Annotated in this window: 26 protein-coding genes; 15 read left to right on the top strand and 11 right to left on the bottom strand. The window is 71.8% G+C overall.

Translation table 11 applies throughout. From position 1 onward, the window contains the following. The first annotated feature begins 12 nt into the window (after nt 1-12). From NHG27_RS02015 to NHG27_RS02000, 4 genes are all read left to right on the top strand, one after another. Nucleotides 13-498 (top strand): hypothetical protein, encoded by a 486-nt coding sequence (locus NHG27_RS02015; RefSeq protein ID WP_497014581.1) that lies wholly within the window; start codon nt 13-15, stop codon nt 496-498. Between the two features lie 311 nt (nt 499-809). After that, the gene (locus tag NHG27_RS02010) at nt 810-1184 is read left to right on the top strand and encodes an Imm1 family immunity protein (protein WP_497014580.1); all 375 of its coding nucleotides are present in this window, start codon (nt 810-812) and stop codon (nt 1182-1184) included. Nucleotides 1185-1343: 159 nt separating this feature from the next. Continuing rightward, a complete protein-coding gene (locus NHG27_RS02005) occupies nt 1344-1814 on the top strand; it encodes a DUF4265 domain-containing protein (RefSeq protein WP_497014579.1) in 471 nt (156 codons plus the stop codon). Between the two features lie 86 nt (nt 1815-1900). Continuing rightward, nucleotides 1901-3286, top strand: coding sequence for a dihydrolipoyl dehydrogenase family protein (locus NHG27_RS02000; RefSeq protein WP_497014578.1), 1386 nt, complete (start codon nt 1901-1903; stop codon nt 3284-3286). Between the two features lie 64 nt (nt 3287-3350). Here NHG27_RS02000 and NHG27_RS01995 read toward each other — a convergent pair whose 3' ends face one another. Further along, nucleotides 3351-3587, bottom strand: coding sequence for a hypothetical protein (locus NHG27_RS01995; protein WP_497014577.1), 237 nt, complete (start codon nt 3585-3587; stop codon nt 3351-3353). A 194-nt stretch (nt 3588-3781) separates the two neighbouring features. Between NHG27_RS01995 and NHG27_RS01990 the strand changes: the two genes are divergently transcribed. The 3 genes from NHG27_RS01990 (at nt 3782) to NHG27_RS01980 (ending at nt 7558) form a co-directional block, all read left to right on the top strand. Next, nucleotides 3782-5344: a Re/Si-specific NAD(P)(+) transhydrogenase subunit alpha gene (locus NHG27_RS01990; RefSeq protein ID WP_497014576.1), complete on the top strand. Its 1563-nt coding sequence runs from the start codon at nt 3782-3784 to the stop codon at nt 5342-5344. 3 nt (nt 5345-5347) lie between these two features. Further along, nucleotides 5348-6730, top strand: coding sequence for a Re/Si-specific NAD(P)(+) transhydrogenase subunit beta (pntB, locus tag NHG27_RS01985; protein WP_497014575.1), 1383 nt, complete (start codon nt 5348-5350; stop codon nt 6728-6730). Nucleotides 6731-6934: 204 nt separating this feature from the next. Then, entirely contained in the window at nt 6935-7558 is a 624-nt protein-coding gene (locus tag NHG27_RS01980; protein ID WP_497014574.1) for a GyrI-like domain-containing protein, read from the top strand. Nucleotides 7559-7621: 63 nt separating this feature from the next. Here NHG27_RS01980 and NHG27_RS01975 read toward each other — a convergent pair whose 3' ends face one another. The 4 genes from NHG27_RS01975 to NHG27_RS01960 form a co-directional block, all read right to left on the bottom strand. Then, the gene (locus NHG27_RS01975) at nt 7622-8719 is read right to left on the bottom strand and encodes a fatty acid desaturase family protein (protein ID WP_193719259.1); all 1098 of its coding nucleotides are present in this window, start codon (nt 8717-8719) and stop codon (nt 7622-7624) included. 203 nt (nt 8720-8922) lie between these two features. Then, the gene (locus tag NHG27_RS01970; RefSeq protein ID WP_193719258.1) at nt 8923-9816 is read right to left on the bottom strand and encodes an NAD(P)-dependent oxidoreductase; all 894 of its coding nucleotides are present in this window, start codon (nt 9814-9816) and stop codon (nt 8923-8925) included. Next, nucleotides 9816-10646 (bottom strand): aldo/keto reductase, encoded by an 831-nt coding sequence (locus NHG27_RS01965; RefSeq protein WP_193719257.1) that lies wholly within the window; start codon nt 10644-10646, stop codon nt 9816-9818. Before NHG27_RS01965 ends, NHG27_RS01970 begins: the two co-directional genes overlap by 1 nt. A gap of 127 nt (nt 10647-10773) precedes the next feature. Further along, nucleotides 10774-11727 (bottom strand): helix-turn-helix domain-containing protein, encoded by a 954-nt coding sequence (locus NHG27_RS01960; RefSeq protein ID WP_497014573.1) that lies wholly within the window; start codon nt 11725-11727, stop codon nt 10774-10776. A gap of 89 nt (nt 11728-11816) precedes the next feature. Here NHG27_RS01960 and NHG27_RS01955 point away from each other — a divergent pair, with 89 nt between their 5' ends. Both NHG27_RS01955 and NHG27_RS01950 read left to right on the top strand, forming a co-directional pair. After that, nucleotides 11817-12017, top strand: coding sequence for a hypothetical protein (locus NHG27_RS01955; protein WP_193719255.1), 201 nt, complete (start codon nt 11817-11819; stop codon nt 12015-12017). 142 nt (nt 12018-12159) lie between these two features. Beyond that, nucleotides 12160-13335, top strand: coding sequence for an acyl-CoA thioesterase/BAAT N-terminal domain-containing protein (locus NHG27_RS01950; RefSeq protein ID WP_497014572.1), 1176 nt, complete (start codon nt 12160-12162; stop codon nt 13333-13335). Nucleotides 13336-13464: 129 nt separating this feature from the next. On the opposite strand, the gene NHG27_RS01945 is transcribed toward NHG27_RS01950, so the two are convergent. Next, the gene (locus NHG27_RS01945) at nt 13465-14970 is read right to left on the bottom strand and encodes a malate:quinone oxidoreductase (protein WP_193719253.1); all 1506 of its coding nucleotides are present in this window, start codon (nt 14968-14970) and stop codon (nt 13465-13467) included. Between the two features lie 236 nt (nt 14971-15206). Between NHG27_RS01945 and nirB the strand changes: the two genes are divergently transcribed. Together nirB and nirD are read left to right on the top strand one after the other, a co-directional pair. Continuing rightward, on the top strand, nt 15207-17780 hold the full coding sequence (gene nirB, locus NHG27_RS01940; protein WP_497014571.1) for a nitrite reductase large subunit NirB: 2574 nt from the start codon (nt 15207-15209) through the stop codon (nt 17778-17780). After that, nucleotides 17777-18115: a nitrite reductase small subunit NirD gene (gene nirD, locus NHG27_RS01935; protein WP_068708463.1), complete on the top strand. Its 339-nt coding sequence runs from the start codon at nt 17777-17779 to the stop codon at nt 18113-18115. The genes nirB and nirD overlap by 4 nt, the downstream gene beginning before the upstream one ends. 7 nt (nt 18116-18122) lie before the next feature. Here the strand turns inward: nirD and NHG27_RS01930 are convergent, their stop codons facing one another. From NHG27_RS01930 to NHG27_RS01920, 3 genes are read right to left on the bottom strand one after another with little or no spacing between them, the layout of a single operon-like run. Then, nucleotides 18123-18965 (bottom strand): maleylpyruvate isomerase family mycothiol-dependent enzyme, encoded by an 843-nt coding sequence (locus NHG27_RS01930; protein WP_497014570.1) that lies wholly within the window; start codon nt 18963-18965, stop codon nt 18123-18125. A gap of 17 nt (nt 18966-18982) precedes the next feature. Next, nucleotides 18983-19717 (bottom strand): pyridoxine/pyridoxamine 5'-phosphate oxidase, encoded by a 735-nt coding sequence (locus NHG27_RS01925; RefSeq protein WP_193719249.1) that lies wholly within the window; start codon nt 19715-19717, stop codon nt 18983-18985. After that, complete coding sequence (locus tag NHG27_RS01920; RefSeq protein WP_497014569.1) at nt 19714-20301, bottom strand: TetR/AcrR family transcriptional regulator; 588 nt, start codon at nt 20299-20301, stop codon at nt 19714-19716. Before NHG27_RS01920 ends, NHG27_RS01925 begins: the two co-directional genes overlap by 4 nt. Before the next feature lie 235 nt (nt 20302-20536). Between NHG27_RS01920 and bioB the strand changes: the two genes are divergently transcribed. The 4 genes from bioB (at nt 20537) to NHG27_RS01900 (ending at nt 24244) form a co-directional block, all read left to right on the top strand. Next, nucleotides 20537-21646, top strand: a complete 1110-nt coding sequence (bioB, locus tag NHG27_RS01915) for a biotin synthase BioB (protein ID WP_227748290.1) — start codon at nt 20537-20539, stop codon at nt 21644-21646. 78 nt (nt 21647-21724) lie between these two features. Further along, the gene (locus tag NHG27_RS01910) at nt 21725-22147 is read left to right on the top strand and encodes a hypothetical protein (protein ID WP_193719246.1); all 423 of its coding nucleotides are present in this window, start codon (nt 21725-21727) and stop codon (nt 22145-22147) included. Between the two features lie 70 nt (nt 22148-22217). After that, nucleotides 22218-22823: a pyridoxamine 5'-phosphate oxidase family protein gene (locus tag NHG27_RS01905; RefSeq protein ID WP_497014568.1), complete on the top strand. Its 606-nt coding sequence runs from the start codon at nt 22218-22220 to the stop codon at nt 22821-22823. After that, nucleotides 22820-24244, top strand: coding sequence for an MFS transporter (locus tag NHG27_RS01900; RefSeq protein ID WP_497014567.1), 1425 nt, complete (start codon nt 22820-22822; stop codon nt 24242-24244). Before NHG27_RS01905 ends, NHG27_RS01900 begins: the two co-directional genes overlap by 4 nt. A 76-nt stretch (nt 24245-24320) precedes the next feature. On the opposite strand, the gene NHG27_RS01895 is transcribed toward NHG27_RS01900, so the two are convergent. Both NHG27_RS01895 and NHG27_RS01890 read right to left on the bottom strand, forming a co-directional pair. Further along, nucleotides 24321-24716, bottom strand: coding sequence for a transcriptional regulator (locus tag NHG27_RS01895; RefSeq protein ID WP_497014566.1), 396 nt, complete (start codon nt 24714-24716; stop codon nt 24321-24323). Next, on the bottom strand, nt 24713-25288 hold the full coding sequence (locus NHG27_RS01890) for a hypothetical protein (protein ID WP_497014565.1): 576 nt from the start codon (nt 25286-25288) through the stop codon (nt 24713-24715). The genes NHG27_RS01895 and NHG27_RS01890 overlap by 4 nt, the downstream gene beginning before the upstream one ends. Nucleotides 25289-25292: the final 4 nt, after the last annotated feature.

The raw sequence follows: 25292 nt of genomic DNA, 5'->3' as shown, positions 1-25292 counted from the left end.
GGTGAGATTCGGGTGTCGTTGGACTGGAGAATCGAGATTGCCGAGTGCGGTGACCTGGTGCAAGATGATGACGAGGTTGCTCCCCCCGGCGAGGCGGAGCGCCGGTGGAATCGATATGTCGAGCTGGCTGATTCGGTGACCGGCGACGAAGGTCCGGCTGGCGTTGCTGCGATCGTCTCTTCGTTGAAGGCCGACGAGGACTACGGGGCCTATCAAGCGGCGCACGCGGCCTTGGATCGATTCCCTCAAGTGGACCTCGGGCTGGGGGTGGCCGATGCGGCGAAGGAACTTCTGTCCATCCCTCGTGATAACAGCGGGAATGTTCTGCTAATCCTGGTCCGGGCCGGCTCGGTGGCCGTGGGCGCCTTCAATGAAGCCATTCGGTCAATCGATCCGGAGGTTCGGCTTGCGATTCGCAAGCTTGTCGAGTATCACGAATCTGAGGAATGGCTCGCTGAGGGTGATCTTCAGAACGTTCTCCTGATGCCGAGGAAGTAGTTTCGCGGCGTGAATTCGAGAGCCCCACGGGCAGTGCTGTCGGTGGGGCTCTCGGTCGTCTTGACGGCGACCTCGGGCCGACGCGCCGCGGGTACATGACGCGTGTGCGGCCGAGGAGAGGTTTCGTGATCCTGTGCGGAGAGGTCTGGTACTCGGCGGTGACGTTGAGCTGCCGGCGTCGGATGACTGAGGTTGCTGTGGCGCACGTGATGAGGCGGCCTGTTCGTCGTGGGAAGTTTGAGCTGTGGTCTGACGCGTGGCTGTGGGTGGCAGCGGCCCCCTCACCAGGGTCGCTGGCCGACTCCCCGGAGATGCCCCTCGGAGTCGATCTCGGTCTGCTGCGCGTGGGCGCCAACTGCGAGACGGCGTCGGGCGGGGTCGTGTGGATGGCCGGCACGGCGCACGAGCGGCACGGCGCCACGGCTGGTCAGGTCTGGGTGTCGGACGGTGGTGCGCAGGGTCCTGTGCGTGCGGACGTCGTGGCGGACCCGCACGTCCCGACGTTCTTCTCCGAACGAAGCGTCCTGCCGATCAGCCAGGTACGGGAGGTGCTGGCCGAGTTCGTCATGGAGGACTCCGGGGAGCGCCCACGATCCGTCTCGTGGGTGGCTGGACAGCTCGACGGAAGCCGGATGGACGAGCCCAGACCGCCGGTGTCGCTTGCGAGCGACGACCCCTGGGGGTGACGTCGTGCTGATCAAACGCTCCCGCGGCGTCGCGGCGCTATCCGATGATCCTGGAGTCCGGGCCCGACGGGTTGGAAGTGATACGTCCCACCGACCGGAAACGCGTGAGTGGGCTCGGAGCGATGCGAACGGACGACGGCTGGAGAGTAGGGGAATCGGATGAGCGAACACCTGTACCGGGTGGCTTTCGACCTACCGGAACGGATTGCGTGCAGAACCGGGATCGGCGTGGAGCGACTCTGGGCCGAGAAGTCAGGCAGGCTAGAGATGCGCGTCCTGAACGTCCCCTTCTACGTGAGGGGCATCGCCTTCGGTGATGTCGTGCGCGTCAGGCCCGACCATGAGCGCAGGGAGTTCGTCTTCGAGGAGCTGATCTCGGAGTCCGGGAACTCGACGATGCGCATCATCCTCAGGGAGGCACAGGCAGAAGAGGAGGTCGGTGCCATGCTGCGCGCTGCGGACTGCGAGTGGGAGGTGGGACCGCCAGGAATCTTCCTCTGGGCGATCGATGTGCCGGCCCACGTCAACTACGCATCCGTCCGAGCAGACCTTCTCACCATGGCAGACGCCGGCACGATCGACCTTGAGGAAGGCGCGATCTCGGGGCTTCATCGAGAAGGGTTCGGGTAGAGGCTGCCCGCTCACGGGCTTCCTGGTTGACTCGGGTGGACGGGGCCGTGGACACGGCACCGAGCGTTCGCCAAGGAGGAAGCCCCATGGACACCGTGCACGTCGACCTGCTCGTCATCGGTTTCGGCAAGGGTGGCAAGACGATCGCCGCCGCGGCGGGTCGGCGCGGGCTGCGCGTGGCGATGGTCGAGCAGTCCGAGCAGATGTACGGCGGGACGTGCATCAACGTCGGGTGCGTGCCGACCAAGGCGCTGGTCCACGACGCCGAGTCTCGCCGACCGGGTGACTCTCCGGCGGACTGGTATGCGCGCGCGGTCACCCGCAAGGCCGACCTGACCGCGCTGCTGCGGGGCAAGAACTTCGACATGCTCGACGTGATCGACTCCGTGACCGTCGTGACGGGGCGGGCGACGTTCGCCGGGCCGCGCGAGGTCGAGGTCCGGGCGGGAACCGACCTCCTGCGGATCCGCGCGGAGACGGTGGTGATCGACACGGGCTCGGAGCCCGTGATCCCCGATATCCCGGGCGTGCACGACAACCCGCGCGTGACGACGAGCACGACGCTCATCGCGACCGAGGATCTCCCGGCGCGGCTCGTCGTCATCGGCGGCGGGTACGTGGGGATCGAGCTGGCGGGCATGTATGCACAGTTCGGGTCGCAGGTCACGGTCCTCGAGTCCGCGGAGCGGGTCTTCGGCCGGGAGGACGACGACGTCGCGGCCGCCGCACGCGAGATCCTCGAGCGTCAGGGCGTCACGTTCCTCACCGGGGTGCGGGCGACCTCGATCCGGGACGCCGACGACGGCGCGACCGTGTCGTACGAGGGTGCGGGGCCGGGGGATGCCGGCGGGGGCGCGGTGACGGGCGACCTGGTCCTACTCGCCTTGGGGAGGCGTCCCGTCACCGCAGGGCTGGGGCTCGACGTCGCGGGGATCCGCACCACGGACCGGGGTGCGGTCGAGGTCGACGACCACCTGCGGACGAATGTCCCCGGGGTGTACGCCGTCGGTGACGTCAACGGCGGCCCGCAGTTCACGTACATCTCCCTCGACGACTCGCGGATCCTGCTCGACCAGCTCTTCGGGACGGGCGAGCGCTCGACCGCGGACCGGGTCGCCGTGTCGTACACGGTGTTCATCTCGCCGCCGCTCGCACGCGTGGGACTCACGGAGCGGGAGGCGCGGAAGGCAGCGCACGACGTGCTCGTCGCGAGCAAGGCGGTCGCCTCCCTCGCCGCGATGCCGAGGGCGCGGATCGTCGAGCAGACCGACGGCCTCATGAAGTTCGTCGTGGACGCAGGGAGCGGTCTTGTGCTGGGCGCCGCGCTCCTGTGCGTGGACTCCCAGGAGCTGATCAACACGGTCGCGCTCGCGATGCGGCACGGCGTCAGTGCCGCCGACCTGCGCGACGCGATCTACACCCACCCGTCCTCGACCGAGGGGTTCAACGAGGTGCTCGCGGCGTTGGCCTGACCCACATTGACCGGAAGTCTGCCGTGTGGTGCCGTGGCGGTCGGGCCATCGCCGCCTCAAGGGCTCACCGCCGCTCGTTGCCCCGACGGTAGTTCCCGGTCGCCCGCGCCAGAAGGTGCTGTGTCCGGTCCTCGTCGGCGGTCTCGAGAGCCGCGACCAGCCGCTCGGCCCGGGCGCCGGAGATCGTCGCGACGAGCCGCCCGCCCCGGTAGGCGAGGACGGTCCCGGACGCCGTGACGCGGTGGTCGAACGGGTCCTCGACGAGTCGCCCGCGGGCGTCGGGCGGGCCGGATCTGCTCATGCGGCGACCGTAGCCAAGGGCGCACAGCCCACGCCAGGTGATTGACGCCGTCGGGCAGGGGCAGCCGGCGCGGGGGCGCCCGTCTCGCCTCCCGGACCGTGATCCGCATGGACGACATCCGTCCACGATGCGTGCCTTGCGGCGGATCCTTTGCCGTACCGATACCGTGCAGCCATCCGAGCAAGGAGGTCAGCATGCGCATCGGCGTGCCCAGAGAGACCCGTCCCGGCGAGCGGCTCGTCGCCGCGACGCCCCGTACGGTGGCCCAGCTCGTGGGGCTGGGGTACGACGTCGTGGTCGAGCGCGGCGCCGGTGAGCGCGCGAGCTACCCCGACGAGGCGTACGCGGAGGCCGGCGCGAGCCTGGGCGACGCGGCGCAGGCGTGGGGCGCGGACGTCGTCACGGCCGTCAACAGCCCGTCGGCCGAGCAGGTCGCGTCGCTGTCGGAGGGTGCGACCCTGATCGCGATGCTGGCCCCCGGCTCGAACGAGGACCTGGTTCAACAGCTCGCGGAGCGCGGTGTCACGGCCCTGGCGCTCGACGCCGTGCCGCGCATCTCGCGTGCCCAGTCGCTCGACGTGCTCAGCGCGATGTCGAACGTCGCGGGGTACCGCGCCGTGATCGAGTCCGCGGAGGAGTACGGCGGCATGTTCGCCGGCCAGGTCACCGCGGCGGGCAAGACGGCGCCCGCGAACGTGTTCGTGATCGGCGCCGGCGTCGCGGGCCTCGCGGCGATCGGCACGGCCGCGAGCCTGGGCGCGCAGGTGCGCGCGTTCGACGTGCGTCCCGAGGTCGGCGAGCAGATCGAGTCCATGGGCGCGGAGTTCGTCCAGGCCGAGGGCGCGCGCCAGGAGGTCAGCACCGACGGGTACGCGAGCGCGCTGACCGCTGAGCAGGAGCGTCTGACCGCGAAGATGTACGCGGCCGAGACGGCACGCGCCGACATCGTCGTCACGACGGCGCTCGTGCGGGGCCGTGCGCCGCGCACCATCAGCGCCGACATGGTGGCCGCGATGCGGCCCGGCAGCGTGATCGTGGACCTCGCGGCCTCGGGCGGCGGCAACTGCGAGCTCACGGTGCCTGGGGAGCGCGTCGTCACGGACAACGGCGTCGTGATCCTGGGCTACACGGACCTCACGAGCCGCATGCCCAAGCACACGTCGCAGCTCGTGGGCACGAACATCGTCAACCTGCTCAAGCTCCTCACGCCCGGCGGCGACGGACAGGTCGTGCTCGACCTCGACGACGAGGTGCTGCGCGGCATGACGGTCGCGCGCACGGGCGAGGTCCTGTGGCCCCCGCCCCCGGTCGCGGTCTCGGCCGCGGCCCCCGCGGCCCCGGCCGCTCCCGTGGTCGACGAGGCCCAGGCTGCACTCGACGCCGCGACGGCCCTCGACGAGGCCCGACGGCGCGGCACCCGCCGGGCGGTCGGGTACGCCCTGGCCGCCGTGCTGGCCGCGCTCGCCATCACGTTCTCCCCGCCCGCGTTCGTGGGGCACTTCACGGTGTTCGCGCTCGCGGTGGTCGTGGGCTACTACGTGATCTCGAACGTGAGCCACTCGCTGCACACCCCCCTCATGGCCCAGACGAACGCGATCTCCGGGATCATCCTGGTCGGCGCGCTCCTGCAGATCGGCGACTCGAGCTGGGTGGTCACCACGATCGCCTTCGTCGCGGCCGCCCTGGCCTCCGTCAACATCTTCGGTGGGTTCCTCGTGGCCTACCGCATGATCGGCATGTTCCGGAAGGAGGCCTGACCCGTGCTGACCTCCCTGGTCCAGGCTGCTTACGTCATCGCAGCCGTCCTGTTCATTCTGAGCCTCGCGGGCCTGTCCAAGCAGGAGACTGCCCGTCGCGGCAGCCTGCTCGGCATGACGGGCATGGGGCTCGCCCTCGTGGCAACGGTCGCGCTCGCGCTGCAGGACAGCGAGCGTCCGGTCATGGTGACGCTGCTCCTCATCGCGATGGTGTTCGTGATCGGCGCGGTCGTCGGGACGTGGCGTGCGCGCAGCGTCGAGATGACGCAGATGCCGGAGATGATCGCGCTCCTGCACAGCTTCGTGGGCCTCGCTGCGGTCCTCGTCGGGTTCAACTCGTACCTGACCGAACAGGGCGACGTGGTGCACCTGGTCGAGGTCTTCCTCGGGGTGCTCATCGGCGCCGTGACGTTCACGGGCTCGATCGTGGCCTACCTCAAGCTGTCGGCGCGCATCCGGTCGAACCCGCTCATGCTGCCGGGGCGCAACTGGTGGAACCTCGGGGCGCTCGTCGCCTCGGGCGGCCTCATGGCCTGGTTCATCGCGGGCCACGGGCTGCTGCCGCTCATCCTCATGACGGTCGTCGCACTCGCGCTCGGCTGGCACCTGGTCGCCTCGATCGGCGGCGGCGACATGCCTGTCGTCGTCTCGATGCTCAACTCGTACTCCGGGTGGGCCGCGGCGGCAGCGGGCTTCATGCTCAGCAACGACCTGCTCATCATCACGGGAGCCCTGGTGGGCTCCTCGGGTGCGATCCTCAGCTACATCATGTGCAAGGCCATGAACCGGTCGTTCATCAGCGTGATCCTGGGCGGGTTCGGAGCGGAGGGCGGACAGGTCGTCGCCTCTGACCAGGACTACGGCGAGCACCGCGAGGTGCAGGCGGCCGAGGTCGCGGACCTGCTCAAGCACGCGCGCACGGTCGTCATCACGCCGGGTTACGGCATGGCGGTGGCCAAGGCGCAGTACCCGGTCGCGGACCTGGTCCGACGGTTGCGCGAGCGCGGCATCGAGGTCCGGTTCGGGGTGCACCCGGTCGCGGGTCGCCTGCCCGGGCACATGAACGTCCTGCTCGCCGAGGCCAAGGTCCCGTACGACATCGTGCTCGAGATGGACGAGATCAACGACGACCTGTCGGACACCGACGTCGTGCTGGTCATCGGGGCCAACGACACGGTCAACCCTGCGGCGCTCGACGACCCGGGCTCACCCATCGCAGGCATGCCCGTGCTCGAGGTCTGGAAGGCCAAGCAGGTGATCGTGTTCAAGCGGTCGATGGCCACGGGGTACGCGGGAGTCCAGAACCCGCTGTTCTTCAAGGACAACACCGCGATGCTCTTCGGAGACGCCAAGGATCAGGTCGACCACATCATCCAGGCGCTCTGAGGTCCGGCGCGGGAGTGCGAACCCGCGCCGGACGCAAGGGGGAGGAGGTGAGCGACGTCGTCAGGCAGGGCGACGTGGCTCACCTCTTCGACGTCCTCCGGGAGTCCACGGCCCGACGGCGGCGCCCACCGCGGGCCGTCCGCTCGCCGTGCCGTCCGCACGGGGTGAGCATGGTCCCGACAGCCCGACAGCCCGGAGGACCCCATGGACAAGGTCGACCTGCGCGCGGTGCACCGCGAGCTGTACTCACCGCCGCGCGAGTTCGTGCGGGTCGTGGTCCCGCCGCTGCGCTACCTGCAGATCGACGGCGAGGGGGATCCCAACACGGCTCCGGCGTACACGGAGGCGGTCGAGGCGTTGTTCCCGCTCGCGTACGCCGTGAAGTTCGCGAGCAAGAAGGACCTGGGCAGGGACTACGTCGTCGGGCCGCTCGAGGGGCTGTGGACCGCGGAGGATCCCGGGACGTTCGTGCGTCGCGAGAAGGACGCGTGGTCCTGGACGCTCATGATCCTGCAGCCGGACTGGCTCACCGACGCGTTCGTCGCGGACGTGGCCCGGGCGACGCGTCGCAAGAAGGGGCTGCCCGCGCTCGACCGGGTCCGGTTCGTGACGTACGACGAGGGCGACTCGGTGCAGGTCCTGCACGTCGGCTCGTACGACGACGAGGCGCCGACGCTCGCGCGGCTGCACGACGAATACCTGCCGGCGCACGGGCTGACGTTCAACGGGCCGCACCACGAGATCTACCTGAGCGACGTGCGCAGGACTGCACCCGAGAAGCTCAGGACGGTGCTGCGGCAACCGGTGCGTGCGCTCGACGGGGCATGACGGGTCGCGTCAGGAGGCACGAGCCCCGTGCCCCGCTCGTCCTGGCGCGGACCGGGGGAGTGCTCAGACCTTGCGGAGCTGGTTGAACATGGGGCAGTCGAACGGGTCGCGCGCCGCGAGGCCCACCCGGTTGAGGTAGCGGACCACGATCGCGTAGGACGCGACGAGGTTGGTCTCGGTGTACGGCATGCCCAGGCGTGCGCAGTGCTCGCGGACCATGAGCCGGGCCTTGGCGAGGTGGGGCCGGGGCATGCTCGGGAACAGGTGGTGCTCGATCTGGTAGTTGAGCCCGCCCATGAGGACGTTCATGACGCGCCCGCCCGTGATGTTGCGCGAGGTCAGGACCTGCTTGGACAGGAAGTCGAGCTTGCTGTCGGCGGGGATGATCGCCATGCCCTTGTGGTTGGGCGCGAACGACGCCCCCATGTACACACCGAACACTGCGAGCTGTACACCGAGGAACGCGAACGCCATGCCGATCGGCAGGAACCAGAAGACGACTCCCACATAGAGCGTGAGGCGCAGCGCGATCGTGACGAGCTCCAGGGTCCGGGCGCGGCTCTTCGCCGACGCGAGCAGCGAGCGGATCGAGATCATGTGCAGGTTGATGCCCTCGAGCGTGAGCAGCGGGAAGAACAACCAGCCCTGGTGGCGGGTGATGAGGGCGAGGAAGCCCTTCTGCTCGGCCGCGCTCTCCTCGAGGAAGGAGATGGTGTCGGTCTCGATGTCCGGGTCCTTGCCGACCCGGTTCGGGTTCGCGTGGTGACGCGTGTGCTTGTTCATCCACCACGAGTAGCTGATGCCGACGACGCCGTTGGCCAGGAACCGCCCCACGCGGTCGTTCGCAGGACCCGACGTGAGGATGGTGCGGTGCGCGGCCTCGTGCGAGAGGAACGCGAACTGCGTGAGGATCAGGCCCAGCGCGCCCGCGATGAGGAGCTGGAACCACGAGTCGCCCAGCAGGACGAACCCGGCGACGGCCCCGCCCAGCGCGACCGTCAGGATCGCCGCGACCCAGCCGTAGTAGCCGTGCGTGCGCTCGAGCAGACCCGCCTCACGGATGCGCTTGGACAGCTCGGTGTAGGTGCTGGTGACGCTGGTCCCGTCGCCGGTACGTGGCTTGGTCGGGCGGAATCCGGGGCGGACGGCAGTGTCGGTCATAGTCCCTCACAGGGGCCGGGTTCGACTTCCCAGCCGCGGAGGTGAGCGAGTTGCCCGTTGTACAGATGGACCGAGTCTACGTGCGACTTCACGATCCGCGTGGAGAAAGGACGAAGGTCCGGTGCGGACCCGACCAGGTCTGCACCGGACCGGAGGCGTCGTGCGGCCCGGTCGGCACGCCGACGCGCTGCAGACCGGGCCCGTCAGGCGTGAGGCGCCGGCGTCGCGCGGGCCGTGCCGAATGCCGTGTACACGGCCGCGATGTCGTCGCCGCCGTGCCCGCGCGCGGCCGCGCTCGCGTAGAGGTCTGCCAGCGCGTCGAGCAGCGCGGGGTCGAGGTGCGCCTGGGCCGCTGCCTCGGAGATGAGACCGATGTCCTTGCGGAGCCCGTCGAGCGCGAACTGCGGCGCGAACTCGCCCGCGATCATCTCGGCCCCCTTGAGGTGGGCGTAGGGGGAGTCGGACGCGCCGCCGGCGATGGCTTCCAGGAACAGGTGGGGGTCGATCCCCTCGGCGCGCGCCAGGGCGATCGACTGTGCCGTGCCTGCGGTGATCGTCGCGAGCCACGCGTTGCACGCGAGCTTGAGCGCGGTGCCCTGGCCCACCTCGGTGCCCGCGATCACGACCTTGGCCGAGATCGCGTCGAGCACCGGGGCGATGCCGGCCAGGACGTCGGGGTCCCCCGCCGCGAGCACGGCCAGCCGTCCCTCCTCGGCGGGCTGCCTGGTGCCGAGCAGGTTGGCCTCGACCAGGGTCACCCCGAGCTGTCGCGCGCGCTCGACGATCCGCGCCGTGCCGTCGCGCCCGACCGTCGACGCCTGGACCCACACGGCTCCCGTGCCGACCGAGGGCCCTGCGGCGTCGAGGACCTCGAGGACCGCGGCCGCGTCGAACAGGATGCTCAGCACGACGTCGGCCCCGTGGGCCGCCTGCGCGGCCGTGGGGGCCACGAGCGCCCCGGCGTCGGCGAGCGGAGCGGCGCGCGACGCCGTGCGGTTCCACACCGTGACGTCGAAGCCCTCGCGCAGCAGCGAGTGCGCCACCGCGGTCCCCATGGTCCCGGTGCCCAGCACCGTGACGGTCGACAGGTCGCTCATCAGAACTCCTCGTGCTCGTCGGAGTCGCGCGCGGCGTCCTCGCCGCGGTCGAGCCCGGCGATCCGGGCCATGTCGTCCTCGGTGAGGGCGAAGTCGAAGATCTCGGCGTTGGAGCGCTGGCGCTCGGCGCTCGCGGACTTGGGGATCGTCACGATGCCCTGCTGGACGTGCCAGCGCAGCACGACCTGCCCGGCGGACCGGCCGTGGGCCGCGGCGATCTCCTGGATCACGGGTTCGGTCAGCACGCCCTCCTCCAGCCCGAGCGGGCTCCAGCCCTCGACGGTGATGCCGCGCTCGGTGAGGTACCGCCGCAGGTCCGTGCGTGCGAGCGCGGGCGAGAGCTGGATCTGGTTCACGGCCGGGACGTGGCTCGTCTCGGCGATGAGCCGGTCCAGGTGGTGCTCACGGAAGTTCGAGACGCCGATGCTGCGGACCAGGCCCTCTGCGGCGAGGTCGATCATCGCGCGGTAGGACTCGACGTACCGGTCGAGGCGGGGGAGCGGCCAGTGGATCAGGAACAGGTCGACGTAGTCGAGCCCCAGCCGGTCGAGGCTCGCGTGCAGCGCGTCCCGGGTGGCGTCGTACCCCTGGTCGGACCCGCGGAGCTTGGTCGTGACGAACAGCTCGGCGCGGTCCACGCCCGACGCGGCGAGGCCCTGCCCTACGCCCACCTCGTTCTCGTACCGGGACGCGGTGTCGACGAGCCGGTACCCGAGCCCGATCGCGCTCTCGACCGCCCGCGCCGAGGCGTGGTCGTCGAGCGGCCACGTGCCCAGGCCCAGCAGGGGCATGGGGTGGCCGGAGGACAGCAGGGTGGTGGGGATGGTCATGGAGCGCGCCTCACGTCGGACGGGACCGGACCCTCTCGACCCTAGGCGCGTGACGCCGTCGTGCAACGTGGAGGACCGTGCCCGACGGCGCCGCGCCCCCGGGTGCGCGCCTCGCCCAGGGAGAGACTCAGGACGCGTGGCGGAACGTCTGGCGGTAGTCGGTCGGCGGGACGCCGACCGCCCGCCGGAAGTGGTGGCGCAGCAGGGCGGCCGACCCGAACCCGCTCAGGCGCGCGATCTCCTCGAGGTCGAGCCCCGACTCCTCCAGCAGCGTGCGCGCGTGCTGGACGCGCTGGGTCGCGAGCCACTGCATGGGGGTGGTCCCGGTCTCGGCGACGAACGTCCGCGCGAACGTGCGTGTCGACAGGTGGGCGCGGCGCGCGAGGTCCTCGACCGTCTGGGGCTCGTCCAGGTGCTCGTCCATCCAGGCGAGCACGTCCCGGATGCTCTGCTCCTCGCACCGCGGCACGGGGCGGTCGATGTACTGGCGCTGACCACCGTCGCGCTGGGGAGGGACGACCATGCGGCGCGCGATCGCGTTGGCCGCCGCGCTGCCGAACTCCTTGCGCACGATGTGCAGGCACGCGTCGATCCCTGCGGCAGTGCCCGCACTCGTGACGATGTCGCCGTCGTCGACGAACAGGACGTCCGGGTCCACCTCGACCTGTGGGAACCGTGCCGTGAGCTCGTCCGTGTGGCGCCAGTGCGTCGTGATGCGGCGCCCGTCCACGAGCCCCGCCGCGGCGAGGAGGAAGGCGCCCGAGCAGACGCTCAGCAGGACCGCGCCGCGGGCATGGGCCGCACGCAGGGCGTCGACGATCTCCTGCGGGTACTCGTCCCGGATGCGGAGCGCGGGGACCGCGACCAGGTCGGCGTCCTCGAGCGCGTCGAGGCCGTGGTCGGGGACCAGGGACGCACCGATGCTCGTGCGGACGGGTTCGCCCGCGACGGGTCCGCACACGCGGAAGTCGATCGCGGGCACGCCGTCGTCCGTGCGGTCGAGGCCGAAGACCTCGCACACGACGCCGAGCTCGAACGGGGCCACTCCGTCGGCGACGACGGCCGCCACTGTGCGCAACATCCTTCGACGCTACGCCCGTGGCAGGATCTTGTCGACACCTGTCTCTCCTGCCACTCGTGGAGGGCGCGGCGCCGGACCAGGGTGGAGACATGGACATCGTGGAGCTGGTGATGAGGCTGGTCGTGATCGCGGCGCTCGTGGCGCCGCTCGTGGTGCTGGCGGTGCGGCGCCCGCCGGTCGGGGGACGGTTCCCGGCAGGGACGGACGACGGATGGACCCTGCCGCCAGGCGGACGGGGCGACCCGCGCCGGCAGGTCGACGTCGTCGGCGCGCGGGCTCGTCGGGGGTGACGCGGGGGGTGAGGCGTCGGTCGGGCGGGCCGCCCCGGCGCGGTGGGTTGTGCACGATCGGTGCGGTACGGGACATTTGCGCATGGCCTGCCGACGACGTGACCATGTCCCTGCCGTTGCCCTCCTGCTGACTGCCTCGCTGGTGACCCTCGCGGCGTGCTCGGCGCCTCCCGAACGGGACCCGGCGATCGAGGTCGTCCCTCAGGACGGTGCCTTCGACCCCCTGGCGATCACGCTGACCGGGCTCGGGGCGGGGCGCGAGGTGCGGCTGGTCGCGACGACGGAGATCGACGGGTCGGCGATGTCGTCGCGGGCGACGTTCGTGGCCGACGACGACGGTCGGGTCGACCTCGCGACGACCGCCCCGACCGAGGGGTCGTGGACGACGGTCGACGCCATGGGACCGTTCTGGTCCATGACGGGCAGCAGGCTCGGAGTCGAGGCAGCAGGTGCGGACCACTCGGTGACCCTGTCGTTGAGCGCCGACGGCGAGCCCCTCGCCGAGACGGTCGTCGAGAGGACGGGGCACAGGACGGACGTCGAGGTCCGCGACGTGACCGACGACGGCATGGTCGCCGCGTACGCTGTGCCGGCCGGGCTCTCGGCTGACGCCGCGTTGCCGGCCGTGCTCGTCTTCAGCGGGTCGGATGGGGGGCTGAGCAATGCCCGAGCTGCGGCCACCTCGTTGGCCGCGCTCGGCTACCCGGCCCTGGCGATCAGCTACTTCAAGAGCCCGGGGCAGCCGACCGAGCTCGCGGAGGTGCCGGTCGAGACCTTCCTCACCGGGCTCTCCTGGTTGCGCGAGCAGCCGGGGGTCGACACCGACCGGGTCTTCACGTTCGGCGTCTCGCGAGGTGGGGAGATGGCCCTGTGGTTGGCGGCCAACCATCCGGACCAGGTCCATGGCGCGTTCGCACCGACCGGTGCGGGCAGCCTGTACTGCGGCTACCCGAACTGGAGGGTGTCGGCCTGGACGCTCGACGGGGTGGGTCTGCCGTGCGAGCCGGGCAGCGCGGTCGGCACGCCGCCCGAGACCCAGGTGCCGGTCGAGGCGATCGAGGGCCCGGTCGTGCTGGCCTGCGGGACGGCGGATCCGCAGTGGGACGCGTGCGGGCTCCTGCGGGACGTGAGGCCGCGCTTCGACGACCAGGGGCTGGTCACGGCGGTCGAGCAGGAGGATGCCGGGCACTTCCTCGTGGTCGCGCCCTACCGGCCGCTCGGCCTCGACGAACCGGGGGCGACGCCGGGCGCCACGCACCAGGCCCGCGTCGACTTCTGGGACGCGGTCGACGCGGTGCTCGCGGAGGCGAGGCGGTAGCCGCGGCCCGGGTGCGAGGGCCCGGCGGTGCCCGGGCGCGACGACCCCCCGGTCGGTGCGTCCCTCACAGCACGACGCCCCGGCCTCCGTGCGGGGGCCGGGGCGCCGGTGCGTCCTGCGACGTCGAGGTCAGCGGGCGCCGACCGCCTCCTCCGAGGGGCCGGCGGTCGCGGAGAGCGCGTCGAGCTCGGTGGCCTCCCACGCGGCCTGGCCGAGGCTCGGGATCATGGCGCCGAGCGCGGGGCGCCACGTGGCGAACTGCTGCGGGAAGCAGCGCTCGAGCACGTCGATCATCGCGGGGACCGCGGTCGAGGCGCCCGGCGAGGCACCCAGGAGCCCGGCGATCGAGCCGTCGGCGGCCGCGATGACCTCGGTGCCGAACTCGAGCACGCCGCCCTTCTTGGGGTCCTTCTTGATGACCTGGACGCGCTGGCCCGCGGTGATCTTCTCCCAGTCCTTGGGGTGCGCCGTGGGCATGAACGCCTGGAGCGCGGTGAACTTGGCCTCGGGGCTCGCGACGAGCTGGCCGATCAGGTACTGCGTGAGGTCGATGTTCTTGAGGCCCGCACCGAGCATCGAACCGATGTTGTGGGTCCGCAGCGAGGTGAAGAGGTCCAGCAGCGAACCCTTCTTGAGGTACTTGGGGCTGAACCCGGCGTACGGGCCGAACATCAGGTACGTCTTGCCGTCGACGACGCGCGTGTCGAGGTGCGGGACCGACATGGGCGGCGAGCCGACGTCGGCCTTGCCGTAGACCTTGGCCTGGTGCTGGGCGACGAGCTCCGGGTTGTCGGTGCGCAGGAACTCGCCGCTGATCGGGAAGCCGCCGTATCCCTTGGCCTCCTTGATGCCGGCCTTCTGCAGCAGCGGCAGCGCGCCGCCGCCCGCGCCGACGAACACGAAGCGTGCGTTGACCGTGCGCGGTCCCTGCGTGGCGTTCCAGGACACGTCCTTGACGGTGACGTCCCAGGTGCCGTCCTTGCGCTTCTTGAGCTTGTTGACCTCGTGCTGGAGGTTCAGCTCGACGTCGTGCGCCGTGAGGAAGTCGAAGAGCTGCGTCGTGAGGGCGCCGAAGTCGACGTCGGTGCCGCTCGTCGCCCGGGTCGCGGCGACGGCCTCGTCGCCGTCGCGGTCGAGGACGAGCAGCGGTGCCCACTGCGCGATGACCGCGGGGTCGTCGGTGAACTCGAGCTCGCTGAACAGCGGGTGGGCGCTCAGCGCCGTGAAGCGGCGCTTGAGGTAGTCCACGTTGGCCGCGCCGCGCACGAAGGTCATGTGCGGGGTGTGGCTGATGAAGCGTGCGGGCTCGGGCAGGTGGCCCCCGGTGAGCAGGTGGTGCCAGAACTCGCGCGACACCTCGAACTGCTCGTTGATCGCGACCGCCTTGGCGATCTCGACGGTGCCGTCGGCCTTCTCGGGGGTGTAGTTCAGCTCGCAGAGCGCGGCGTGGCCGGTGCCAGCGTTGTTCCACGGGTTGGAGGACTCCTGGGCTACCGCGTCGAGGCGCTCGAAGACCTTGATGGTCCACGTGGGCTCGAGGAGCTTCAGGAGGGCGCCGAGGGTCGCACTCATGATGCCGCCGCCGATGAGGGCTACGTCGATGGTGTTCTGACCCGATGTCTTCTTAGTCGCCACCGCTCGATTTTACGCTTGTGAAGGAGTGCACATGCTGTGCGGTCCGTCACGGTCGTGCGTCACATTTTTTCGGGACCAAAGTCCCGGTGGGGCGCCTCCTAGGTCACCGCAACACGCTGATCTGGGGTTTTGACCAGATCTCTCGTATCTATGGGCGAGGATGGTCCCGACGGTCGCGAATGCCCCCGGCGACCCGGTCAGTCCGACTCGCCCGACTCATCTCGTGAGGCCCCCACATGAGCACACCCACCCCCGGCCGCGTCGTGGTGGTCGGCGCCGGCATGGTCGCCCACCGTTTCGTGAGCCAGATGATCGCACGCTCGCCCGAGGGGGCGTGGCACGTGTCCGTCGTCGGCGACGAGGACCGTGCCCCGTACGACCGCGTGCACCTGTCCGAGTACTTCACCGGACGCACCGCGGACGACCTGACGATGGACCCGTCCGTCTGGGAGGACCAGCGGACCGAGCTCGTCACGGGCGACGCCGTCGCGGCCGTCGACCGCGAGACGCAGACCGTCACGACCCGCTCCGGCCGCGTCCTCGCGTACGACCACCTGGTCCTGGCGACGGGGTCGTGGGCCTGGACGCCGCGCACCGAGGGCACCGACCTGCCGGGAGTCTTCAGCTACCGGACCCTGGCCGACCTCGAAGGTCTGCGCGAGTACGTGGCGCTGCGCACCGAACGCCTGGGGCGTCCGCTGCACGGGGTCGTCGTCGGGGGCGGCGTGCTGGGGCTCGAGGCCGCGGCCGCCCTCCAGGCCCTCGGCACGGCCGCGACGGTCGTCGAGTTCGCCGACCGCCTCATGAGCGTCCAGCTCGACGACGCGGGCGGCGAGGCGCTGCGCGTCCTCGTGACCGACCGCGGCATCGAGGTCCGCACGTCGACCGGCGCGACGGGACTCACGGCCGCGGGTGACGGCGCCGTGGGGACCATGGACCTGTCCGACGGCTCGCGCATCCCGGCCGACGTCGTGATCTTCTCGACGGGTATCCGCCCGCGTGACCGCGTGGCGCGCGAGGCGGGCCTGGCGATCGGCGAGCGCGGCGGCGTCGTCGTGGGTGCGGCGTGCCACACCTCCGACCCGGCCGTGTGGGCCATCGGCGAGTGCGCGTCGTTCGAGGACCAGTGCGTGGGCCTGGTCGCCCCCGGCAACGCCATGGCCGACGTCGTCGTGGACCGCCTGCTCGGGGGTGTCGCGACGTACTCCCCGGCGCCGGAGGGGACCAAGCTCAAGGGCGTCGACATCGAGGCGGCGAGCTTCGGGGACGTGTTCGGGCTGACGCCCGGCGCGCTCGAGGTCACGTTCGCCGACCCCGTCGCCCGCACCTACCGCAAGCTCGTCGTCTCGGACGACGCGCGGACGCTGCTCGGCGGCGTGTTCGTGGGTGACGCGGCACTCTACTCGTCGCTGCGCCCCCTCCTCGGACGTTCGCTCGGCGCGGACCCGTCGGCGTTCCTCGCCCCGGAGGGCGGGGCGCCCGTGCTCGGGGGTGACCTGCCCGACGACGTCGTGGTCTGCTCGTGCGCGAACGTCACGGCCGGCACGGTCCGGGGGGCGGTCACGGAGCACGGCTGCACGAGCCTGGGCGAGGTCAAGACGTGCACCAAGGCCGGGACCGTCTGCGGGTCCTGCGTACCGATCCTCACCAAGATCGTGAACACGACGCTCGAGGCGAGCGGCATCTCCGTGTCGAAGGCCATGTGCGAGCACTTCACGATGTCGCGCGCCGAGCTGTTCGCCCTGGTGCGCCAGGACGGGCTGCGGACCTTCACGCAGATCGTCGCGGCGCACGGCACGGGCCGCGGCTGCGTGGTCTGCAAGCCCGTCGTCGCCTCGATCCTTGCGTCGCTGTGGGGCGGGTACATCCTCGACGGCGAGCAGGCCGCGCTCCAGGACACCAACGACCGGGCGCTCGCCAACCTGCAGAAGGACGGGACCTACTCGGTGGTGCCGCGTGTCCCGGCGGGGGAGATCACGCCCGAGAAGCTCATCGTGATCGGGCAGGTCGCCCAGGACTTCGGTCTGTACACGCGCGTCACGGGTGCGCAGCGCATCGGGCTGTTCGGGGCGCGGATCGACCAGCTCCCCGAGATCTGGCGCCGGCTGGTCGACGCCGGCATGGAGTCCGGCCAGGCCTACGGCAAGTCGCTGCGGGCCGTGAAGTCGTGCGTCGGCTCCTCCTGGTGCCGGTTCGGGGTCCAGGACTCGGTGGGCATGGCCGTGCGCCTCGAGCTGCGGTACCGCGGGCTGCGCTCGCCGCACAAGTTCAAGGTCGGGGTCTCGGGGTGCGCGCGCGAGTGCGCCGAGGCCCGCGGCAAGGACGTGGGCGTGATCGCGACCGAGAAGGGCTGGAACGTCTACGTGGGCGGCAACGGCGGATTCACCCCGCGCCACGCCGAGCTCCTCGCAGAGGATCTCGACGACGAACGTCTCGTGGCCGTGATCGACCGGTTCCTCGCGTACTACGTGCGGACCGCGGACCGGTTGCAGCGCACCGCCCCCTGGGTCGCGGACTTCCCGGGCGGGATCGTCGAGCTGCGCAAGGTCCTGGTCGAGGACTCGCTCGGCATCGCGGCCGACCTCGAGGCCGAGATCGCCCAGCACGTCGAGTCGTACGTCGACGAGTGGGCGCAGACCCTCGACGACCCGGACCGCCTGTCGCGGTTCGTGTCGTTCGTCAACGCCCCCGACCAGCACGACCCCGACCTCGCCTACGTGGGCGTGCGCGGGCAGGTGCGCCCGGCCCGCCCCGGCGAGCCGTCGGACAACAACCCGGTGATCGCCCGCACGGTGGAGGTTCGCAAGTGAGCGCGACGGCATGGACCACGGTCTGCCCCTTCGAGCGGCTCGTCCCCGAGCGCGGAGTCGCCGCGCTCGTCGAGGGGACCCAGGTCGCGGTCTACCGGCTGGCCGACGACCGCGTGCTCGCGGTCCAGCAGCGTGACCCGTACTCGGGGGCGAACGTGCTCTCTCGCGGGATCGTCGGTTCGGTGGGTGAGACCCCGACCATCACGTCCCCGATGTACAAGCAGGTGTGGGACCTGACGACGGGCGAGTGCCTCGACCCGAGCGGCAAGGAGCCCGAGGCGCTGCGGACGTTCGAGGTGGCGGTCGAGGACGGGACGGTCCTGGTCCGGGCGTGAGCCGCGACTAACGCCGGACGGGGACGCCCGACGGCCACGGGCCGAGCGCCGGAAGGTCGACGGTCTCGCCGTGACGGCGTGCCGTCGGGTCGGTGGCCGTCTCGCGTCCCGCGAGCCACGCGGCGACGTCCGCCGCGCTGCCGGTCACGGTGGTGAGGTCGTCGTCGCCCGCGTCCTCGGCGGCAGGCCGCGCGCCCTCGGGCCCGACGACGGAGCGCGCCCCGTCCTCGAGCCGCACCACGAGCGCGGGGCTGGGCAGGCGCGGGCTCAGGAAGTCGAGCAGGTGGTCCGTGAAGGCGAGGCCCCACGTTCCCGACGGCGTGAGGTCTCGGACCGTGCCGACCTCACCGAGGTCGGTCGCGTGGATGCGGACCTCGCGCCACCAGCAGTCGAGGACGTCGGCGACGGTACCGTCGCGGTACGTCACGCGTGCACCCCACCCCGTGCTGTCCGTGAGGGACCACGCGGCCTCGAGCCTCGCGCCCGCAGCGGTGAGCGCGTCGACGTGCTCGTCCCGGGTACGGTGCGCGCCGGCCTCGATGCCCGCCGCGCGCCCCTCGGCCCCGCCCTCGTAGACCTCGGCGGTCTCGCCCTGGGCGGCGAGCTCGGCCTGGCGGGCGAGGGCGTCGCCGACCATCGCCACGTGCGACAGCACGTGCCCGACGGTCCATCCGTCGAGCGAGCTCGGGGACCCGAGTGTCTCGTCGTCGAGACCCAGGACGGCCTCGGTCAGCGCGCGCAGCGCGGCTGCCGCGTCACGTCGGATCGCCGGAAGGTCGTCGCGGGGCGCTGCCTGTGGGGCGTCGAGCGGGCTCGTGGGTGCCGGGTCGACGGCGTGCGGTGATGTCATGTCCTGCGTTGTCCCTGTCATGGCCAGAGCAGCCCCTTCTCCCAGTGGTGTCCTGCCGCGCGGTAGCGCAGCCGGGTCTGTCCGCGGTCGTCCGAGGCCTGCCAGAACTCGACCGACGTGGGTGCGAGCGTGTATGCGGTCCAGGCGGGTGCCAGGAGCGCTGGGTCCTCCTGCACGGCTGCGAGCGTGACGGCGAAGGTGTCCCAGTACTCCTGCCGTGACGTGAGGGTCTCGCTCTGGTGACCCACGAGCGCGGCGGCGCGCGAACCGTCGGAGCGGGCGAGGAAGTCGGCGGCGCTCGTCGAGGTGTCGGCGGGGAGCGCAGGCCCGACGATCCTGACCTGGCGCCCGAGCGCAGGCCAGAGGAACGTGAGGGCCGCGTTCGGGTTCTCCGCGAGGTCGCGGCCCTTGGGGCTCGTCGAACCGGTCGCGAACCACCATCCCGACGCGTCGACGTCCTTGAGGATCACGGTGCGTGCCGTCACCCGGCCCGAGGAGCCCGCGGTGGACAGGGTCATGGCGTGGGGGAGAGGCACCCCGGCGTCGATCGCCTGACCGATCCACTCGAGGAACAGCGTCACGGGTTCCGGCGGAGCCTCGCTCGGGTCGAGCGGGGGCAGCCCAAGGCCGAACGTCGGCAGGGCGCGCAGCCGCTCGCGGAGGCTCGGTCCGTCCGCCGCGTCCGCGGTCGGTCCGACCGTCCGTGCGTCGCCGGGCGCAGCCCCCTCGTCGTTGCCCGGCCCGCCGTTCATCGGGCCACCACGGTGCCGGCCTGGAGAGCCGGCTCGAGCATCGACACGAACCCGTCGACCGCGGCCCTCAGCGCTGCCGGGTCGTCGAGGGCGCGCGCGAGCACGTACCCGCCCTGGACGATCGCGACCGCCGCGTACGCGCGGTCGTGCGCGACGACGTCGGGCAGGCCGGTCTCCTCGAAGACCTCCTGCACCAGCGCGACCAGGCCCGCGAAGTAGTCGTGGACGGGCGAGCGCAGCTCGTCGTCCGCCATGACCGACCGGTCGCTCGTCAGGCGCCCGATCTTGCACCCGGCGAGCGCGGGGCGCGGCCGCTCGAGGTAGGCCACGAGCCGCTCCGCGGGCGGACGGTCGGTGTCCGTGAGCTCGCCCGAGACGGAGTCCAGCGCTTCCTGCGTCGTCGCGCTGATCGCGGCGAGCGAGAGGTCGTGCTTGGTGGGGAAGTGGTGGTACAGGCTGCCCTGCCCCACGCCGCTCACCTCGAGGACCTGGCGGGGGCTCGTGCCCTCGACCCCCTGGGCCCAGTAGAGGTCACGGGCCGCGCGGAGCAGGCGTTCGCGGCGAGGGAGGTCGGGATCGTCCATGCCGACACCATACCTACCTCTAGGTATGGTGTCGAGGGATAGGTCGACGCCAACCCGTGGGCCAGGTACTTGGAGGAAGCAGACGACGTGCTGCGGTCCCGCCCAACGAGCAGCAGGTCACCTTGTGGAGGTCGGCCGGGGAGCGGGCGCGCCCCGGCGAGAAGGATCGTTGGTCGTGAACCAGACGCCCACGCCCCGACCTGATGTCCTCGACCGTGCTCACGACGCGCGCGCACTGTTCGACGTGCTCGTCGCACAGGGCGTGCGCGGCGAGCCTGCGACCCGCGCCCAAGCGCTGGCGGTCCTGGGGACGCCCGACGAGGACCTGCTCGACCTCGTGGCCGCTGCCGGTCGGGTCCGCCGTCAGTGGTTCGGCCGACGCGTGCGGCTCAACTACCTGGTCAACCTGAAGTCTGGTCTGTGCCCCGAGGACTGCACGTACTGCTCGCAGCGCCTCGGCTCGACGGCCCAGGTCCTGAAGTACTCGTGGCTGAGCACCGAGGACGCGGTCGCGGCGGCTCGGGCCGGGATCGCGGGCGGAGCGCGTCGTGTCTGCCTGGTCGCGAGCGGACGCGGGCCGAGCGACCGCGACCTGACGCGCGTGACCGCGATGGTCGGCGGCATCAAGACCGAGCATGCCGACGTCGAGGTCTGCGCGTGCCTCGGCCTGCTGCGCGAGGGCCAGGCCGAACGGTTGGCCGCGGCGGGCGCCGACGCCTACAACCACAACCTCAACACGTCCGAGGCGACGTACGCCGACATCTGCACGACGCACGAGTACGCCGACCGCGTCGAGACCGTCGAGCGGGCGCGGGGAGCTGGCCTCTCGCCCTGCTCGGGCCTCATCGCCGGCATGGGCGAGAGCGACGAGGACCTGGTCGACGTGGCCCTCGCGCTGCGCGCCCTGGGTGCCGACTCCGTGCCCGTCAACTTCCTCGTACCGTTCGAGGGCACGCCGCTCGCGGGCACCTGGGACCTCACGCCCCAGCGGTGCCTGCGCATCCTCGCGATGGTGCGGTTCGTGTGCCCCACCGCCGAGCTTCGCCTCGCGGCCGGCCGCGAGGTGCACCTGCGCTCGCTCCAGCCGCTGGCCCTGGAGATCGCGAGCTCGATCTTCCTGGGCGACTACCTCACGAGCGAGGGGCAGGCCGCGCAGGCGGACCTCGACCTGCTCGCCGGCGGAGGGTTCGTGGTGGAGGGGGCCGACGGTGACGGACGGGCCGCGGCAGTCCCGGGCGAGCCCACCACGACGGCCGTGGCGCGCGGCGCCGGCGCCACGTCGGGCGAGACCGGCGTGACGGTCCGGCGTCGCGGCCCTGGGACGTCCGTCGCCCCCAACGCGTGAGACCCCATCACTCTCGGGTAGCGACCGGCACGCGGCCGCGACTCGTGTCCACGGCGTCCTCGGTGCAGGATGGCCGCCATGAACGTCGACGGCCCGAAGACACCGACCGTGGTCGACGATGCCGGCCGAGGATTGCCCGAGGTCTGGCGTCGACCGGTCGCGTCACTCGCGGCGGGTCCGCTGATCGGGGCGGCGACCGGCTTGGCCTTCGGGCTGACCGACCCCGCCTGGGCCTCCTGGTCGATGTTCCTCGGGGCGCTCGCGGGGTCGGCCGCGGCGCTCGTCGCGAGCCTGCTCGGAGCGATGGCGAACCTTGTCTTCCGGACCGCCCGGACGGGGGTGCGCCGTGCGGCCGTCGTCCTCGGGACCGGGCTCGGGGCCGCGGGGACCGTTGCCGCCCTGGCGCAGGTCTGGCACGTCGTGCCGCCCTGGTCGGTGGCCTTCCCGCTCGCCGTCCTCGTCGTGATGTCGGCGGTGATGATCTGCGGACCCCACCGATGAGTTCGAGGGCCTGGGCCGGTCGAAGGAGGACGGAGCGGCGACGGCGCCGACCGAGAGACGGAGGGCCTCCATGACCACGGCATCGATCGCGCAGCCCGACCCGGCGCCCACCCCCGACGGTGGCGCCGCGGGCGAGCTCATGACGGACTTCTCGTCCCCCGGCGCGGCCCCCACCTCCTGGGCGGACGCCCTGAAGGTGCTCCAGGCCGCCGAGATCTTCTGGCTGTCCACGGTCCGCCCGGACGGGCGCCCCCACGTCACGCCGCTCATCACCGTCTGGGCTGACGGTGCGCTCCACTTCTGCACGGGCCGCACCGAGCGCAAGGCGCGCAACCTCGAGGAGAACCCCTGGTGCGTGCTGACCACCGGCACCAACCTCATGAACGAGGGGCTCGACGTCGTGCTCGCCGGAGCCGCCGAACGCCTCACGGAGGACCATGTGCTCCAACGCCTGGCCGACCGCTGGGCGTGCAAGTACGACTGGCGCTTCGAGGTGCGTGACGGGGCGTTCTGGGACAGCGAGGCGCCCTCGGAGAGCGCGTCTTCCGACCCGCCTGCCGCCGGGGAGGCCCACGTCTTCCAGGTCCGCCCCGTCACGGTCCACGCCTACGGGCGCGGCGAGGACTACACCGCGACCCGGTGGCGGTTCGGTGACGGGACTAGCGTGGAGGCGTGACGCCCGCTCGACGCCGCGTGCTGCTCGTCGCGATCCTCGCCTCGTTCGTGTCCTTCCTCGACGGGACGGTGGTCAACGTCGCGCTGCCCGCGATCGCGGACGAGCTGGCCGGTGGGGCGCTCGGCGGGCTCGCCCTGCAGCAGTGGGTCGTCGACGCGTACCTCATCACGCTCGGCTCCCTCATCCTCGTGGCCGGTTCGCTGTCCGACGTCCACGGGCGGCGCCGCGTCATGTGGTGGGGGCTCCTCGGGTTCGCGGTCACGTCGGTGCTGTGCGCCCTGGCCCCGACGGGCGTGGTGCTCGTGGTCGCGCGCGGGCTCCAGGGCATCGCGGGGGCCCTGCTCGTGCCGAGCTCGCTCGCGATGATCATCTCGTCGTTCAGCGGCCCCGCGCAGGCCAGGGCGATCGGGACCTGGACGGCCTGGACGGGCACGGCGATGATCGCGGGTCCGCTGCTCGGGGGCGTCCTCGTCGACACCCTGTCGTGGCGATGGGTGTTCGGGATCAACCTGCTGCCCGTCGCGGTGACGCTGTGGATCCTGCGTGGCCTCGAGGAGGGCGACACCGAGACCGGGCGGCGGATCGACGTGCGCGGCGCGGTGCTCGCGGCGGTCGGTCTCGCCGGGCCCGTCTTCGCGCTCATCGAGCACGGGCGCTTCGGGTGGGGGAGCCCCGTCGTGTGGGTGCCTCTCGTCGTCGGGATCGTGGCGCTCGCGGCGTTCCTCGCCTGGGAGCGGCGTGCCCCCGACCCCATGCTCCCGCTGTCCCTGTTCTCGGTGCGCAACTTCGCCGCGGGCAACGTCGCCACGGCCGCGATCTACGGGGCGCTCGCGTTCGGCGGGTTCGCCGTGACGCTGTTCGTCCAGCAGGTCGCCGGCTACAGCGCGACGCTCGCAGGTCTCGCCCTGCTGCCCGTCACGTTGCTCATGCTGTTCCTGTCCTCGCGGTTCGGGGCGCTCGCGGGCCGGTACGGGCCGCGCCTGTTCATGACGGTGGGTCCCCTGGTCGCGGGCTGCGGGTACCTGCTCATGCTCACCACGACCGCCGAGGCGAGCTACGTCACGCAGATCCTGCCCGGGATCCTGCTGTTCGGCCTGGGGCTCGCGGTGACCGTGGCACCCCTGACCGCGGCCATCCTGGGGTCCATCCCGGCTGCGGACGCGGGCATCGGGTCGGCCGTCAACAACGCGGTGTCCCGCATCGCGGGCCTCGTGGTCATCGCGTGCGCGGGGATCGTCATCGGACCCGTGCTCGACGTCGCCGGGTTCCACCGGGCCCTGATCGTCACGGCCGCGCTGCTCGTCGCGGGCGGCCTCGTGAGCTGGGCGGGCATCCGCAACGAGCAGGTCGTGGCCGCGAGGTCCGGGCCGAGGCCCTCGGGGAGCGAGGACGCGACGGCCGGGGAGGCGTCGGGGGCCTGAGGCGGCCGGACGTCGCGGCAGCCGGTGAGCGCTGCCCGCGCGGTCCATGGGGCTCCGGGTGGCCGTGGCCCGGGGGTCAGGGAGGAGAGCCCTGGTCCGCGGCAGGGTCGTCGCCGCGGCGTGCGCCCGGCGCCTCGGTGCACGACGCGTCGGTGGGGCGCCCCACCGACGCGAGGAGGCCGTGCAGGAGCTCGACCTCGAGGATCAGGGCTTGTCGTCCGTGCGGGGTGATGCGGGCCCAGGTGCGTGCCCGGCGGCCGTCGCTGCCCTTGCGGAGCTCGACGTACCCGCTCGTGACGAGGACCTCGAGGTGCCGTCCGAGGTTGCCGTCCGTGAGGCCCAGCGCGCGCTTGAGGTGCGCGAAGTCCGCGTCGCGCGTCTCGGCGAGGATCGCCAGGATGCCGAGCCGGGCGCGCTGGTGGACCGTCTCGTCGAGCCGCGAGAGCGGGTGCTGCTCCGGCGACGCGCTCACGCCGGGTCCGCCGGGTCCGCCGGGTCCGCCGTCACGACACGGCGCTCGCGCACGAAGGCGGCGACCGTGAGGAGCAGCAGGACGGCCGTGCTGAGGACCAGCCCGCCCTCGCGGCTGCCCAGGACGGGCAGGTAGCCCTCGAGCGTGCCGAGCGTGACGAGCGGGCTGACGACCAGGAGCCCGAGCCCCGGTGCCAGCAGCCACGGGTCCCGCGCACGCCAGCCGAGCGCGACGAGCCCGATGCCCAGGAAGAAGCCTGCCCCCAGGAAGATCGAGAGGACGGGTCCCGGGAAGAGGGTCAGGAGGATCGTGGCGAACGCGAGAAGCCCGTACGCGTCGCGGCCCGTGCCGATCCCGAGCAGCTGCCGCTGGACGCGCATACCCATGAACAGCGCCGCGAAGGCGACCGCCGGGACGAGCGCCTGCGGGAAGATCCACCAGTCGGTGGCGATCTCGCACCACGCCAGGAACCCCGTGCCGAGAGTCGTCACGAGGAGCGGGAGGGACGCCGCGTGGCGCAGTGCGCGCTGCTGTGCCTGGAGGCCGGCGACGTACTGGGCGGTGGTCGTCATGCGT

This window comes from Oerskovia sp. 140933, assembly GCF_059651515.1.
Note: the sequence above shows the minus strand (reverse complement) of the source record. Positions and strands in the feature narration are given on the sequence as shown.

Excerpts from the sequence above, each read along its gene's own strand:
- NHG27_RS02010 (WP_497014580.1), top strand. The coding sequence starts at position 810 with ATGCCCCTCGGAGTCGATCTCGGTCTGCTGCGCGTGGGCGCCAACTGC.
- NHG27_RS02005 (WP_497014579.1), top strand. The coding sequence starts at position 1,344 with ATGAGCGAACACCTGTACCGGGTGGCTTTCGACCTACCGGAACGGATT.
- NHG27_RS02000 (WP_497014578.1), top strand. The coding sequence starts at position 1,901 with ATGGACACCGTGCACGTCGACCTGCTCGTCATCGGTTTCGGCAAGGGT.
- NHG27_RS01995 (WP_497014577.1), bottom strand. The coding sequence starts at position 3,587 with ATGAGCAGATCCGGCCCGCCCGACGCCCGCGGGCGACTCGTCGAGGAC.
- NHG27_RS01990 (WP_497014576.1), top strand. The coding sequence starts at position 3,782 with ATGCGCATCGGCGTGCCCAGAGAGACCCGTCCCGGCGAGCGGCTCGTC.
- NHG27_RS01980 (WP_497014574.1), top strand. The coding sequence starts at position 6,935 with ATGGACAAGGTCGACCTGCGCGCGGTGCACCGCGAGCTGTACTCACCG.
- NHG27_RS01975 (WP_193719259.1), bottom strand. The coding sequence starts at position 8,719 with ATGACCGACACTGCCGTCCGCCCCGGATTCCGCCCGACCAAGCCACGT.
- NHG27_RS01970 (WP_193719258.1), bottom strand. The coding sequence starts at position 9,816 with ATGAGCGACCTGTCGACCGTCACGGTGCTGGGCACCGGGACCATGGGG.
- NHG27_RS01965 (WP_193719257.1), bottom strand. The coding sequence starts at position 10,646 with ATGACCATCCCCACCACCCTGCTGTCCTCCGGCCACCCCATGCCCCTG.
- NHG27_RS01960 (WP_497014573.1), bottom strand. The coding sequence starts at position 11,727 with ATGTTGCGCACAGTGGCGGCCGTCGTCGCCGACGGAGTGGCCCCGTTC.
- NHG27_RS01955 (WP_193719255.1), top strand. The coding sequence starts at position 11,817 with ATGGACATCGTGGAGCTGGTGATGAGGCTGGTCGTGATCGCGGCGCTC.
- nirB (WP_497014571.1), top strand. The coding sequence starts at position 15,207 with ATGAGCACACCCACCCCCGGCCGCGTCGTGGTGGTCGGCGCCGGCATG.
- NHG27_RS01930 (WP_497014570.1), bottom strand. The coding sequence starts at position 18,965 with ATGACATCACCGCACGCCGTCGACCCGGCACCCACGAGCCCGCTCGAC.
- NHG27_RS01925 (WP_193719249.1), bottom strand. The coding sequence starts at position 19,717 with ATGAACGGCGGGCCGGGCAACGACGAGGGGGCTGCGCCCGGCGACGCA.
- NHG27_RS01920 (WP_497014569.1), bottom strand. The coding sequence starts at position 20,301 with ATGGACGATCCCGACCTCCCTCGCCGCGAACGCCTGCTCCGCGCGGCC.
- NHG27_RS01910 (WP_193719246.1), top strand. The coding sequence starts at position 21,725 with ATGAACGTCGACGGCCCGAAGACACCGACCGTGGTCGACGATGCCGGC.
- NHG27_RS01905 (WP_497014568.1), top strand. The coding sequence starts at position 22,218 with ATGACCACGGCATCGATCGCGCAGCCCGACCCGGCGCCCACCCCCGAC.
- NHG27_RS01890 (WP_497014565.1), bottom strand. The coding sequence starts at position 25,288 with ATGACGACCACCGCCCAGTACGTCGCCGGCCTCCAGGCACAGCAGCGC.